Source organism: Cryobacterium sp. Y29 (genome assembly GCF_002929825.1).
Lineage (GTDB): Bacteria > Actinomycetota > Actinomycetes > Actinomycetales > Microbacteriaceae > Cryobacterium.
The window spans coordinates 149,636-162,315 of sequence record NZ_PJJN01000033.1; the positions used below are offsets into that span (position 1 = coordinate 149,636).

Genomic DNA, 12,680 nt, shown 5'->3' on the forward strand with positions numbered 1-12,680 from the left:
CCGCACAGCACCCTCGTGCGGGCCCGCCTCCACGGTCTCGCCCGGTGGGAGACGCATTCGACGACGTGAGGAATCCGCTTGCCCGGTACCGCTTCAGCGCCTTCCCGGGCGTCGATTTGATGATCACCAGCCCGCGGGGCACGGCAAATACAAGATTAGATTCCGAATGATGTGCGATATCGTCGCGATAGGGCACCGCCGCCCGTACCGTCTCCTCGGCTTTTCGAAAGGACCACATGTCTATCCGTGAACTCCGCAACTTCGTCAACGGGGACTACACGTCGTCCTCGGCCAGTGAACAATTGGACATCATCAATCCGGCCACCGAAGAGGTGTATGCGCGCGCGCCCATCTCGACCGAGGTCGACGTAGCCGGTGCCTACACAGCCGCCGCCACCGCATTCGAAACCTGGGGACAGACCACCCCGAGCGAACGCCAGCTCGCCCTCCTGGGGTTCGCGGACGCGCTCGAGTCGCGGGCCGAGGAACTCGCCGACGCCGAGTGCGAGAACACCGGCAAGCCGCGCGCCGGCATCGTGGGCGACGAGGTCGAGGTCATGATCGACCAGGTGCGCTTCTTTGCCGGGGCGGCCCGCCTGCTCGAAGGCAAAGCCGCCGGCGAGTACATGAAAGACCACACGTCCTTTGTACGGCGCGAGCCGATCGGCGTCGTCGGCCAGGTCACTCCGTGGAACTACCCGATGATGATGGCCATCTGGAAGATCGCTCCGGCCCTCGCCGCCGGCAATACCGTCGTGCTCAAACCGAGCGACTCAACCCCGGTTTCCACCCTGATGCTGGCCGAGATTGCCTCCGAATTCCTGCCTGCCGGTACCTTCAACGTCGTAGCCGGAAACCGCGACACCGGTCGCGCCCTTGTCACCAACCGCACCCCGCAGCTCGTCTCGATCACCGGTTCGGTGCGCGCCGGCAGGGAGGTCGCCGGCACCGCCGCCCTTGATCTCAAGCGCGTACACCTCGAGCTCGGTGGCAAGGCCCCCGTCATCGTGTTCAACGACGCCGATATTCAACAGGCCGTCGAGGGCATCGCAGCCGCCGCGTTCTACAACGGCGGGCAGGACTGCACCGCGGCTACCCGCGTGCTCGTGCAGGAAGGCATTCACGACGAGTTCGTCGCCGCCCTCGCCGCCTACGCCAAGGACAACGCCCGAACGGGCGCCCCGCTCGATGAAGGCATCCTGTTCGGTGCCCTTTCGAGTGCCGATCAGCTCGCTCGGGTCGAGGGTGTCATCTCCCGCCTGCCCGACCACGCCACCCTCGCCCTTGGCGGCCACCGCCAGGGCACCACGGGCTACTTTCACGAAGCCACGATCGTCGCCGACCTGCTGCAAAGCGACGAGGCTGTACAGAACGAGATCTTCGGCCCGGTCATCACCGCGCAGAAGTTCAATGATGAGGCCCAGGCTCTGGCCTGGGCCAACGACGTGGAATACGGCCTCGCCTCGTCGGTCTGGACTTCGAACCACGGTGTTGCGATGCGCATGGCCAAGAACCTTGATTTCGGCTGTGTCTGGATCAACACGCACATCCCCCTTGTGGCGGAGATGCCGCACGGTGGCTTCAAACACTCCGGCTACGGCAAGGACCTCTCTATGTACGGCCTCGAGGACTACACCCGCATCAAGCACGTCATGAGCTACATCGGCTAGCGGTATCCGTTAAAGAAGCAGGGCCCGTCCGAAGACGGGCCCTGCTTCTTGTTCTAGCGAATGCTGAGGTGCTTTGAGCCTCAGATGCTATTGACGTCGAGCTGGATGCCCGGACCGAAGGTGGTCGAGACGACACCCTTCGTGATGTAACGGCCCTTGGACGAGCTCGGCTTGAGACGGACAACTTCTTCGAGCGCGGCGGAGATGTTCTCATTCAGCTGCTCGACCGAGAAAGAGGCCTTGCCGACGACGAAGTGCACGTTGGAGTGCTTGTCGACGCGGAATTCGATCTTTCCGCCCTTGATGTCGGAAACGGCCTTGGCGACGTCGGGCGTCACGGTTCCGGTCTTCGGGTTGGGCATGAGACCACGCGGGCCGAGCACCTTTCCGAGACGACCGACCTTACCCATAAGCTCGGGGGTCGAGACGGCCGAGTCGAACGAGGTGTAGCCAGCGGCTACCTTCTCGATGAGCTCGTCGCCACCGACCTCGTCGGCGCCGGCTGCGATAGCGGCTTCGGCGGCAGGACCGGTTGCGAAGACGATGACACGGGCGGTGCGGCCGGTGCCGTGCGGGAGGATGACGGTTCCACGAACCATCTGGTCGGCCTTACGGGGATCGACTCCGAGGCGGAGGGCGACCTCAACCGTGGAGTTGAACTTTGCGGAGCCGGTCTCCTTGGCGAGGGCTACGGCCTCGGCCGGGGTGAAGACGTTGTCTTCGCCGATTTTGGCGGCGGAGGCGCGGTACGCCTTTGACTTGGTTGCCATGTGAAATCTCCTGTATGTACTTCAGAGTGTGGTGCGAGCCTGGCAGGCTCTTCCACTAATTGCTAAGGGTGCACAGGCGCCGTGAGGCGCTGATGCGGGGGTGTGCTTAGGCGGTGACCGTGATGCCCATGGAGCGGGCAGTTCCGGCGATGATCTTCGCGGCGGCGTCGATGTCGTTGGCGTTAAGGTCAACCATCTTCGCTTCAGCAATCTCGCGGACCTGGGCCTGGGTGAGGTTGGCAACCTTGACGGTGTGCGGGGTTCCGCTGCCCTTGGCGACGCCGGCGGCCTTCTTGATGAGCTCCGCTGCGGGCGGGGTCTTCAGGATGAACGTGAACGAGCGGTCGTCGTAGACGGTGATTTCAACGGGGATGACGTTGCCGCGCTGGGCTTCGGTCGCCGCGTTATAGGCCTTGCAGAACTCCATGATGTTCACGCCGTGCTGACCCAGTGCCGGCCCGATGGGCGGTGCGGGGTTGGCTGCGCCGGCCTTGATCTGAAGTTTGATCAGACCTGTAACCTTCTTCTTCGGTGCCATTGTGTTGTCCTTCGTATTGATAAGCGAGCCGCCCGGAGGCCGCTCTCCCGGTGGCCCGGATGGGCCCCGGTGGTTTTGGGAAACCAGCGTGGATGGCCCTGGCGGGGCATCCGTTCTGATTGATTAGAGCTTGGTGACCTGGTCGAAGCTGAGCTCGACCGGGGTCTCACGCTCGAACAGGGAGACGAGCACGATGAGCTTGCCGCTCTCCGGCTTGATCTCGCTGATCGAACCGGGCAGGCCCGCGAACGAACCTTCCTTGATCGTGATGGTCTCGCCGATTTCGTAGTCGACCTCGGCAGCGATGACGCGCTGCGCCGACTTTCCTGGGGCGCCGCCAGCCTTGGTGGGGGCTTCGACAATTTCCACGAGTCCCTTGAGCATTCCAAAGGCCTCTTCGAAGCGCAGCGGCGTGGGGTTGTGGGCGTTGCCAACGAAGCCGGTCACACCGGGGGTGTGGCGAACAACCGACCAGCTGTCCTCGTCGAGGTCCATGCGCACGAGCACGTAGCCCGGGATGCGCACGCGGGTGACCATCTTACGCTGGCCGTTCTTGATCTCGACGACGTCTTCCATGGGAACTTCGCACTGGTAGATGAAGTCTTCCATCGCCATGGATTGCTTACGGTTTTCAATGTTGGACTTCACCCGACGCTCGAATCCGGCATAAGAGTGAATGACGTACCACTTACCCGGCAGAAAACGAAGTTCCTTGCGGAAGGCTTCATACGGGTCGATCGGGGCGTCGGAATCTGCTTCGGTCTCGACGCCAGCGTCGGCCGTGACGAGCTCGTCTTCGTCTTCGACGGCTTCGACGGAGGCTTCGGCTTCTTCAGCCGAATCAATGTCGAGGGCGTCATCGACGATGGCATCAGCTTCGGGATCGGGGGATTCGGCGAGGGCATCGAGTGCGGCATCGAGGTTGACCTCAACATCGTCGCTTTCGTTAACGACGTGCAGGGCCGCCTGCTCGGCAGCTTCTACGGAGTCTTCGTCGGCGGCAAGGGTATTGCCTTCCTGTGCCTCGTCTTCTTCAGAGGACTGCTCGGCGGCAGTGGCCCAGTCGACATCGTCGTGCTTCGTCTCAGTCACTAAATCTCAATCCCTAATTTGTTCTACGTGTGCAAATTGTCTGGACACGTTTCCATGCCGGTAATGCAGGCGTTCCGCCAGAGCGGATGCCGGTGGGCTCTCTTAGCCCGGCGTTCCGAACACGTAAAGAACGGCAAGTCCGAAGACCCAGTCGAAAGCCGACACGATAGCCATCATGATGATCACGAAGACGAGTACGACACCGGTGTAGTTCAGCAACTCTTTACGAGTCGGAGTGACGACCTTGCGCAACTCGGCGAAAACCTGCTTGATAAACAGGGATAACCGAGCGAAAGGACCGCGATTGGACTCGCGGGCAATTCGGGCGTTCGCGACGACTTCCTCACTAGGTTCGTCGACAACTTTTCGGGCCACCTGTTTCACCTCTCATGATCGGAAGAATTCTACCGATGTGCAGGGCGGACAGGACTCGAACCTGCAACCTGCGGTTTTGGAGACCGCTGCTCTACCAATTGAGCCACCACCCTATGGAAGCAAACCCGCAAAGCCGCCTGGACTTCAACCAAGTAGGAACACGTGGAAAAAGGCGCAGAAAAGCATGGCGGAATTCAACTACCGAGACCAGTCTAGGTCACGGACCGGCCACTGTAAAGCTGAGGCGAACAAGCCCAAGGGGCGAGCCATCGCTTCCCCGCCAGCTTGGCACACGAACCCTTGAGTGCACACCGTGCGAAGAAGTGAATCCTCATCGATTGATTCAGTTCCACCCGACCCGTCGGGTTTTATCTTCTCAGGTGAACGCGGAGCCAGCAGCTGGGATCAGGGAGCATCGAGGCGGCCGATCAGCTTGTGCATCGCGGTCATGGCGCCGCCGAGCACGGCCGGGATACCGCCGCCAGGGTGCACCGACGCGCCCACCCGCCACAGCCACGGACGTGCGCGGCTCGTGTAGCCGGGGCGGTGGAATGGCCCACTCTGCCAGAGCGGGTGGGTTGCGCCGTAGAGTGCTCCATCAGCGGAACCCCAGCCGCCGAAGTAGTGCGGGTCGAGCACGACATGGTCGCGAAACAGCTCGCTGATCGGGCGGTCCAGGCCCACGGCGGCGCTCACTCGAGCCACCTCACGCGCCACCCACGGGCTGTCGAGGTCGTAGTGGCGACCATCGGCAGGCGCGGTGAGGAGTACCGCCACGGTGGCCCGGTCATTGGGATAGACCTCGTGCGGCCGATAATAGTTCAGGAATGCCATCGTCTGCTCCGGCACGACTCCGGCATCGAGGCTGCGGTGCAGGGCGGCCGGGTCATCGGGCAACACGACAGAGTGCGTGGCCGTGCCCTCCGGCAGCGGCGTCTCGAGCGCCGCATAGATGGCCACCCCCGAGCACGAGCGCGGCCGCGCCCGTGCCGGTGGCGCGCCGAAGAGGCCGTCGAGCACCACGCTGTCGAGCCCGCTCACGATCACGTCGGCCGGGTACGTCGCCGACGCCGTGGTCACGAAACCTTTCGTCACGGCGGTAACGGGCTCGCCGGTGTGCACATTCGCGCCGGCATGCACCGCCAGGCGGTGCAACGCGAGTGGCAGCTCGTTCACCCCGCCCTCGGGAACCCACACGCCGTCCCTGGCCATAATGGCCGGCATGCTCGCGTACAGGGCGAGAGTCTGCCGGGGAGAGACGCCCGCGTTGAGGGTGTGGATGGCGATGACCTCCCGCAGGCCATCGGGCATCCAGTTCAGGCCGTCAAGAAAGCTGCGGGTGGTCAGGCGGGTGCCATACAGGCGGAACACGTTGCGTACGGCCGGCAGTGACGCCGGATCCAACGGGTTGGCGGTGAGCATGCTCGTGAGTTGGGGCCCGAGGCCACCGTGTTCGCGTTCGAAACGGGTCCAGGCCGCGTACCAGGGATGCCCGGCCGGCACCGGCAGGGTGGCTGCTTCTCCCCGGTAGAAGTACCGGCCCACTTCGGGCAGCCTGTGCAGCGTGACCCCGGCCACCGCGGCGGCTTCCAAGGGAGCAGACCGGCGGGCACCGAGCGCGTCGTAGCGAGCGAGCAGTTCCTCCCAGACCCGGGGGAACGTGACCAGTGCCGGTCCGGTGTCCACCCGCTGCCCGTCAATCTCGAGGCGCCTGCTCTTGCCACCGATCCAGTCGGATCCCTCCAATACGGTCACCGAATGGCCGGCGCGGGCCAACAGTGCGGCGGCCGTGAGCCCACCGATGCCCGCGCCGAGCACGACTATGCGCCGTGGGGATGTATTCAGGCGTGATCGGGTCATGGATAGCCTCCCAGCAACATGGCTGCCACGATTTGGGCCCCCGCTACGGAACCGGCAACGTAGGGGAACACGATCGAGTATCGATATAGTCGGCGGGCCGTTGCCGGTGTGGGGCTGCGCCCCAGCGAAATTACCAGCCAGCCGGCGATGAGGGCATTCACCACGGCGACCGGCCAACTGATCAGCGCGAATCCCACGGTGGACAGTGCCCACCACACGCCGCTCCACACCGTGGCGCCGCGCGCACCGAGATGGACGGCAGTGGTCTGAATTCCGGCCGCGCGGTCCTCGTCGATATCCTGCACCGCGTCGTAGGTGTGCTTGGCGACGCTCCACGCCATCAGCCCGATAGCCGCCGACCAGACCGGCGACTTGCCGAAGGCCAGGGGTACGAAGATCAGCGGAAAGGCGTAGGCGGCGTTGCTGAGCGAGTCAAGGTAGCGCCGGGCCTTGAAACGCAGCGGGGGTGCCGAATAGAAAATGAAGATCACCGTGTACGCGGCAATCCAGGCGAGCGCGGCCGCCGGCAGCGTGACGAGAAAATATGCCAGGAACGGCGTGTTGGTCAGCACGACCGCGAGCACGATACTGCGAGTTTCCGAGCCGAGGATACGAGCCCCCTCGAGGCCGCCCTTGCGGGCGTTCCGGGCATCCGTTTCCTGGTCGAAGATATCGTTCACGCCATAGATCAGCAGGTTGAACGGCAGGGTCGCCCAGAGCAGCAGCGGGATGATGTCCCAGCGCCACAAATCCCCGATCAACCACATGCCGATGACGGTCGTTCCGACGGTGTTGACCCACAGCACCGGTCGAGAGATCTGAACCAGACGGGTGATCATTTGATCACTCTATTCCTGCGGGAGACTCAATTTTTACGGCCATCTCATGGCTCAGCCGGCGCGCGGCAGATCTGCGTCACCGGAGCGGGCACGAGCGCTGGCACGAGCGCTGGCTCAGCCGGAGGCTGTGCTAGCTTGCGCGCGGGTCGGGTGGCTAAACTCAACACGTGGATCACGAACTCAAGCGAATTTCAACTCGGATCGGTTCTATTGCCGAGTCAGCGACCCTCAAGGTTGACGGCAAGGCCAAGGCGCTGCAGGCGGCGGGAAGGCCGGTGATCAGCTTCGCGGCGGGGGAACCCGATTTTCAGACGCCTGAGCACATCGTGGAGGCGGCGTTGACCGCCGTGCGCGACCCGAAGAACTATCGATACACCCCAGCGGCCGGTCTGCCCGAGCTGCGCGAGGCCATCGTGGCCAAGACGCTGCGTGACAGCAGCCTCGCAGTCTCGCCGAGCCAGGTCGTCGTCACCAATGGTGGCAAGCAGGCCGTTTACCAAGCCTTCGCGACCCTGCTCGATCCCGGTGACGAGGTCATCGTGCCGACCCCGTATTGGACCACTTACCCCGAAGCGATCCGCCTCGCCGGTGGCGTGCAGGTCGACGTCTTCGCCGGCAGTGATCAGGGCTATCTCGTGACCGTCGAGCAGCTCGAAGCCGCACGCACCCCGCGAACCAAGGTGCTGCTGTTCGTTTCACCGTCCAACCCCACCGGTGCCGTCTATTCGCTGGAGCAGACCCGTGCCATCGGTCAGTGGGCCGAAGACAACGGCCTCTGGGTCGTCTCCGATGAGATCTATCAGAACCTCACGTACGACGGGGTTCGTGCCGTGTCGATTGTCGAGGCCGTTCCGGCGCTCGCCGACCGCACCATCCTGGTCAACGGTGTCGCAAAAACGTATGCGATGACGGGCTGGCGGCTGGGCTGGATGGTCGGCCCCGCCGACGCCATGAAGGCGGCAGCAAACCTGCAGTCCCACCTCTCCTCGAACGTGTCGAACATCTCACAGCGCGCGGGAATCGCAGCACTGAACGGCCCGCAGGACGCCGCCGAGGCCATGCGGGTCGCCTTTGACCGCCGCCGCAAGTTGATCGTCGCCGAACTGAACCAGATCCCCGGCGTCGTGACGCCGACCCCGCAGGGCGCGTTCTACGTCTACCCCGACGTGACCGGCCTGCTTGGCCGTCAGTGGGGCGGTGTGACCCCAACGACGTCGCTCGAATTGGCCGACCTCATTCTCGACCAGGCCGAGGTGGCCGCAGTTCCCGGCGAAGCTTTCGGGCCGAGTGGATTCCTGCGCATGTCATACGCCCTCGGCGATGACGTCCTGCTCGAGGGTGTGCAACGCCTGCAGCGCCTGTTCAACTAGCACGGCATCCGTCCACTGCTGGATGAGGGAGACGATCACCAGAGGTGGTGCGGAAAGCGCGGGAGTGGGACTCTGGACCTATGACACCCACTCCCCCGGCTGTGCAGGTGCGCGACCTGCAGAAATCGTATGGCAACGTCGAGGCGGTACGCGGCGTGAGTTTCTCGATCGCAGCCGGTGAGACCTTCGCCCTGCTCGGCCCGAATGGCGCCGGCAAAAGCACGACGATCGAGATTCTCGAGGGCTACCGTGACCGTTCCGGTGGCGAGGTGAGCGTGCTGGGCACTGATCCGCACCGCGGTGGCCTGGAGTGGAAGGCCCGCCTGGGCATTGTGTTGCAGACCAGCAACGAGAGCGGCAATGCCACCGTGACCGAGCAGCTGCGCCACTTCGCCGGGTTCTATCCCCATCCGCGCGACGTCGACGAGGTTATCGACGCGGCGGGCCTGCGTGAGAAGGCGAAAACCCGCGTCAGCAAGCTTTCCGGCGGGCAGCGTCGCCGAGTGGATGTCGCCCTCGGCATTATCGGACGCCCTGAGTTGTTGTTTCTCGACGAACCAACCACTGGCTTCGACCCCGAGGCCCGGCATCAGTTTTGGCATCTGATTCGCGGGCTCAAGGCGGAGGGCACCACCATTCTGCTGACGACCCACTACCTCGACGAGGCCGCGCAACTCGGCGACCGTGCTGGAATCATCGCCGGTGGCCAGCTCATCGACATCGGCCCGCTCGACAAAATCGGCGGAGCGGATGCCCGCGTTCCGGTCGTGCGCTGGCGTGACGGCAACGGACTGGTACGCGAAGAGCGCACCAGTCGCCCGGCGCAGGTCGTGGCCGAACTCGTCCGCAGCTTGAACGGCGCCGAGCCCGAGGATCTCGAGGTGATCCGGCCCAGTCTCGAAGACGTGTACCTGTCGCTCGTGCGGGGACACGAGGCAATTCCGGCTGGGACCGGGGCTGCGGCATCCACCGATGAGGGCCGGCCGGATCCGAGCCGACGCACCGACAAGGACGTACGAGCATGAGCGCCACGGTCTTGGGCACCCGCCCGCAGAACAAGGCTCCGGGCACGCTCGCGCTCGGCCTGTCCCGCATCGGCTATGAAACGCGCCTGTACTTTCGCTCCCCCGACACCCTGTTGTTCACGTTCTTTTTTCCCTTCATCATGCTGGGCATTTTCACCGCCGCGTTCAGCTCCTCCGGCAATATCGGTGCGAATCCCGACGGCACCGGCGGCGTCAGCGTAGGTACCTACTATCTGCCCGGCATGCTCGCTGCCGGCATGCTTCTCTCCGGTGTGCAGAACCTCGCCGTCGATATCGCCGGCGAGAAAAGCGACGGCACCCTCAAACGCCTCGGCGGCACCCCGCTCTCCCCGCTGAGCTATTTTCTCGGCAAGATCGGGCAAGTCTTCGTCACCGCGATTCTTCAGGCCGGCCTCCTGCTGCTCGTGGCGAGGCTTGTGCTTGATATCGCGCTGCCGACTGAGCCCGAAAAGTGGGCGACGTTCGCCTGGGTGTTCGTATTTGGCGTGATCACGAGCGCGTTTCTCGGCATAGCGCTCGCGGCGGTACCTCGGTCGGGGCGCAGCGCCACGGCCGTGGTGGCTCCCGTGGTGCTCGTGCTGCAATTCATTTCGGGCGTCTACCTGCAGTTCACAACGCTGCCGGAGTGGATGCAGAACCTGGCGAGCATCTTTCCGCTCAAATGGATGGCGCAGGGCATGCGTTCGGTCTTTCTACCGGAAAGCTTCGCGGCTGCCGAGCAGAGCGGCACCTGGGATTTACCCTGGGTGGCCGGCGCCCTCGGTATCTGGCTGGTGCTGGGGCTCGTGCTGAGCCGGGTGACGTTTCGTTGGATTCGGCGCGACGCGTGAGCCTGGCCTGACGCCCGGGCGCTACAGCAGTTTGCGCTCGAGTGCCCCGGCGGTCAGTGCATGCTGATTCGACAGCTGCAGTGTGCGCAGCATGGACGAGACATGCGTTTCACCGGTGGTCGTTCTCTGCGGTCACTCTCGGCGGTCGGCGACAACGCCTCATCACTCAACGCGAACACCGCCGCCCCTGCCCCGACCACGAGCCACGCCATGATCGTCCGGCCGTCCACGCTGTGACGCTAGAGCGTCAGCCCCACCAGCACCGGCTCGGGCTGCAGGTTCACCCCGAACTCCGCCTGCACCCGGCCGAGCACGTACCGGGCCAGTTCCGCGACTTCCTCGGCGGTAGCTCCGCCGGTATTCGTCAAGGCCAGGGTGTGTTTGCTCGAGACAGCCGCTCTCGAGCCCGGCAGGCGAAAGCCGCGGCTGACCCCGGCGTGTTCGATCAACCAGGCGGCACTGAGCTTGACCATACGCACGGGTTCCTCACCGGGAACAGGTCCGACCCCCATATATTCCTCAAGCGGAATAACACGATCAGCCGGTTCCGCGGCAAGTGGCCAGCGCGGCGCATCCGCCGGCAGCGAGCGCGCAAATGCCTCGGTCACGATCGGGTTGGTGAAGAACGAACCGGCGCTGAAGGTGTCGGGGTCAGTCGGGTCCAGTACCATTCCTTTTTTGGCCCGCAGCCCGAGAACGGTGGCGCGCACAATCTGCAACGGAACCCGGTCGCCGAGCTGAACACCGAGGGCCCCGGCGAGTTGGGCGTACTTCAACGGTTGACCGAGGGCGCTTCCCAAAACGGATGCCTCGGCCGCGGTGTCGTGCAGCTTCAGCTCGATCGCCAGCACGACGCCGCGCAGCCCCTGTTTGAGCGCGGAGGTGCGGTAGCCGAGGCCCAGCTCGGCATGCTCGAGTCGTTCGACCTCGCCGGTTTCATAGGAGAGAAAATCGATGGCAACGAGGCTGTCCGCGAGCTCCTGGCCGTAGGCGCCGATGTTCTGCACCGGGGCGGCACCGCACGATCCGGGAATGCCCGACAGCGCCTCGATGCCGGACCAGCCGCGATCCACGCTGTAGGCGACGAGGTCGTCCCACGGTTCGCCGGCCTGTACGCGCAGTCGCACCCCACCGGTCGGCCCGGTGGTGGCATCCGCTTCGCTGGTGGTTTCACTGCGGAGCACCTCGATACCGCGAGTCACCACGTGGATGACGATGCCGTCAAAGCCGTCGTCGGCGACGACGGTGTTGGAGCCGCCGCCGAGCAGCAACCAGTTCTCAGCCATGCCCCAGACCACGAGGCTCTCGTTGATGAGGTCCTGCTCCGTGACCGGTGCCACCCGTGCAACTGGCGGCCCACCGATTTGAAAGGTGGTGAGGGTGCTGAGTGCAACGGGTTCGATCATTTTTCAGGCCAGGTTGACGCGCGCCTGCGCCTTGCCGAGAACCGTCGCACCGTTGAACGTCACGGTCAGGTCAATGCGGGCGATGAGGGCTTCGGGGTCGACTGCGCCGACCTTGGCGACGACCGCCACGGTTGCGCCAGCAGCGGCGTCGACGAAGACCGGGCGGGTAAACCGCACCTGATAGTCGACAACCCGGGCCGGGTCGCCGGCCCAGTCGACGACGGGCTGCACGGCCAGCCCCATGGTCAGCATGCCGTGGGCGAGCACACCCGACAATCCCACCGACTGCGCGACATCATCGCGATAGTGAATGGGATTGAAATCACCGGATGCCCCGGCATAGCGCACGAGGGAATCGCGCGTCAGGGCGAAACTCGCCTCGGCGACGACGTCGCCGACCGTGAGGGCGGTCACAACGGGGATCATTCGTCTCCCCTGACGACGAGAGTGGAGATGGCGGTGACGACGTGGGCGCCCGCGGCGTCGACGATGGTGGACTCGGCGGTCACCATCGAGTGGCCACCGAGGCTCTTGATGCTCGTCACCGCGAGAGTTGCCGTGAGCTCATCGCCGGCGATGATCGGCCGGGTGTAGCTGAAGCGTTGGTCACCGTGTACGACGCGGGTGAAGTCGATGCCGCCATCCGGTTCGGCCAGAAGTTGGGCCAGGGTGGCCTCCTGCACGACCACGGCAAAGGTGGGCGGGGCGACGACGTCGTGGTGGCCGGCCGCGCGGGCCGCTTCGGGATCGTGGTTGATTGGGTTGGTCGCGAACACGGCGCGGGAGAATTCGCGCACCTTTTCACGGCCGACTAGATACGGGGCGACCGGCGGAAAGACCCGCCCCTGCAACTCTGGGTTCACTGACACCCGTCGAGTCTACTC

13 protein-coding genes and 1 tRNA gene are annotated in these 12,680 nt (G+C 64.5%); 4 read left to right on the top strand and 10 right to left on the bottom strand.

Annotated elements, in window-relative coordinates; all coding sequences use genetic code 11:
• The first annotated feature begins 236 nt into the window (after positions 1-236).
• Positions 237-1,670, top strand: coding sequence for an aminobutyraldehyde dehydrogenase (locus CXY74_RS09790; protein ID WP_104200261.1), 1,434 nt, complete (start codon positions 237-239; stop codon positions 1,668-1,670).
• A gap of 80 nt (positions 1,671-1,750) precedes the next feature.
• On the opposite strand, the gene rplA is transcribed toward CXY74_RS09790, so the two are convergent.
• The 7 genes from rplA to CXY74_RS09825 all read right to left on the bottom strand — a co-directional run bounded on the left by rplA (position 1,751) and on the right by CXY74_RS09825 (position 7,144).
• Positions 1,751-2,440, bottom strand: coding sequence for a 50S ribosomal protein L1 (gene rplA, locus CXY74_RS09795; protein ID WP_104192468.1), 690 nt, complete (start codon positions 2,438-2,440; stop codon positions 1,751-1,753).
• A 106-nt stretch (positions 2,441-2,546) separates the two neighbouring features.
• Positions 2,547-2,978 (bottom strand): 50S ribosomal protein L11, encoded by a 432-nt coding sequence (gene rplK / locus CXY74_RS09800; RefSeq protein WP_104200262.1) that lies wholly within the window; start codon positions 2,976-2,978, stop codon positions 2,547-2,549.
• A 123-nt stretch (positions 2,979-3,101) separates the two neighbouring features.
• Positions 3,102-4,070 (bottom strand): transcription termination/antitermination protein NusG, encoded by a 969-nt coding sequence (nusG, locus tag CXY74_RS09805; RefSeq protein ID WP_104200263.1) that lies wholly within the window; start codon positions 4,068-4,070, stop codon positions 3,102-3,104.
• Between the two features lie 102 nt (positions 4,071-4,172).
• On the bottom strand, positions 4,173-4,445 hold the full coding sequence (gene secE / locus CXY74_RS09810; protein ID WP_104200344.1) for a preprotein translocase subunit SecE: 273 nt from the start codon (positions 4,443-4,445) through the stop codon (positions 4,173-4,175).
• A gap of 40 nt (positions 4,446-4,485) precedes the next feature.
• Positions 4,486-4,558 (bottom strand) — tRNA-Trp (locus tag CXY74_RS09815).
• A 292-nt stretch (positions 4,559-4,850) separates the two neighbouring features.
• The gene (locus tag CXY74_RS09820; protein ID WP_104200264.1) at positions 4,851-6,305 is read right to left on the bottom strand and encodes an NAD(P)/FAD-dependent oxidoreductase; all 1,455 of its coding nucleotides are present in this window, start codon (positions 6,303-6,305) and stop codon (positions 4,851-4,853) included.
• Positions 6,302-7,144 carry a UbiA family prenyltransferase gene (locus CXY74_RS09825; RefSeq protein ID WP_104200265.1) on the bottom strand — a complete coding sequence of 281 codons (843 nt, stop codon included), beginning with the start codon at positions 7,142-7,144 and terminating at the stop codon, positions 6,302-6,304. The genes CXY74_RS09820 and CXY74_RS09825 overlap by 4 nt, the downstream gene beginning before the upstream one ends.
• Positions 7,145-7,311: 167 nt before the next feature.
• Here CXY74_RS09825 and CXY74_RS09830 point away from each other — a divergent pair, with 167 nt between their 5' ends.
• The 3 genes from CXY74_RS09830 (at position 7,312) to CXY74_RS09840 (ending at position 10,390) form a co-directional block, all read left to right on the top strand.
• A complete protein-coding gene (locus tag CXY74_RS09830; RefSeq protein ID WP_104200266.1) occupies positions 7,312-8,514 on the top strand; it encodes a pyridoxal phosphate-dependent aminotransferase in 1,203 nt (400 codons plus the stop codon).
• Between the two features lie 80 nt (positions 8,515-8,594).
• Positions 8,595-9,539, top strand: coding sequence for an ABC transporter ATP-binding protein (locus CXY74_RS09835; protein WP_104200267.1), 945 nt, complete (start codon positions 8,595-8,597; stop codon positions 9,537-9,539).
• Positions 9,536-10,390 carry an ABC transporter permease gene (locus CXY74_RS09840; protein ID WP_104200268.1) on the top strand — a complete coding sequence of 285 codons (855 nt, stop codon included), beginning with the start codon at positions 9,536-9,538 and terminating at the stop codon, positions 10,388-10,390. The genes CXY74_RS09835 and CXY74_RS09840 overlap by 4 nt, the downstream gene beginning before the upstream one ends.
• 239 nt (positions 10,391-10,629) lie before the next feature.
• Here the strand turns inward: CXY74_RS09840 and CXY74_RS09850 are convergent, their stop codons facing one another.
• Genes CXY74_RS09850 through CXY74_RS09860 form a run of 3 tightly spaced genes read right to left on the bottom strand, consistent with a single transcriptional unit; the run spans position 10,630 to position 12,665 of the window.
• Positions 10,630-11,796: a UDP-N-acetylmuramate dehydrogenase gene (locus CXY74_RS09850; protein WP_104200269.1), complete on the bottom strand. Its 1,167-nt coding sequence runs from the start codon at positions 11,794-11,796 to the stop codon at positions 10,630-10,632.
• A 3-nt stretch (positions 11,797-11,799) separates the two neighbouring features.
• Positions 11,800-12,222: a MaoC/PaaZ C-terminal domain-containing protein gene (locus CXY74_RS09855; RefSeq protein ID WP_104200270.1), complete on the bottom strand. Its 423-nt coding sequence runs from the start codon at positions 12,220-12,222 to the stop codon at positions 11,800-11,802.
• Positions 12,219-12,665 (bottom strand): MaoC family dehydratase N-terminal domain-containing protein, encoded by a 447-nt coding sequence (locus CXY74_RS09860; protein ID WP_104200271.1) that lies wholly within the window; start codon positions 12,663-12,665, stop codon positions 12,219-12,221. Before CXY74_RS09860 ends, CXY74_RS09855 begins: the two co-directional genes overlap by 4 nt.
• Between the last annotated feature and the right edge of the window lie 15 nt (positions 12,666-12,680).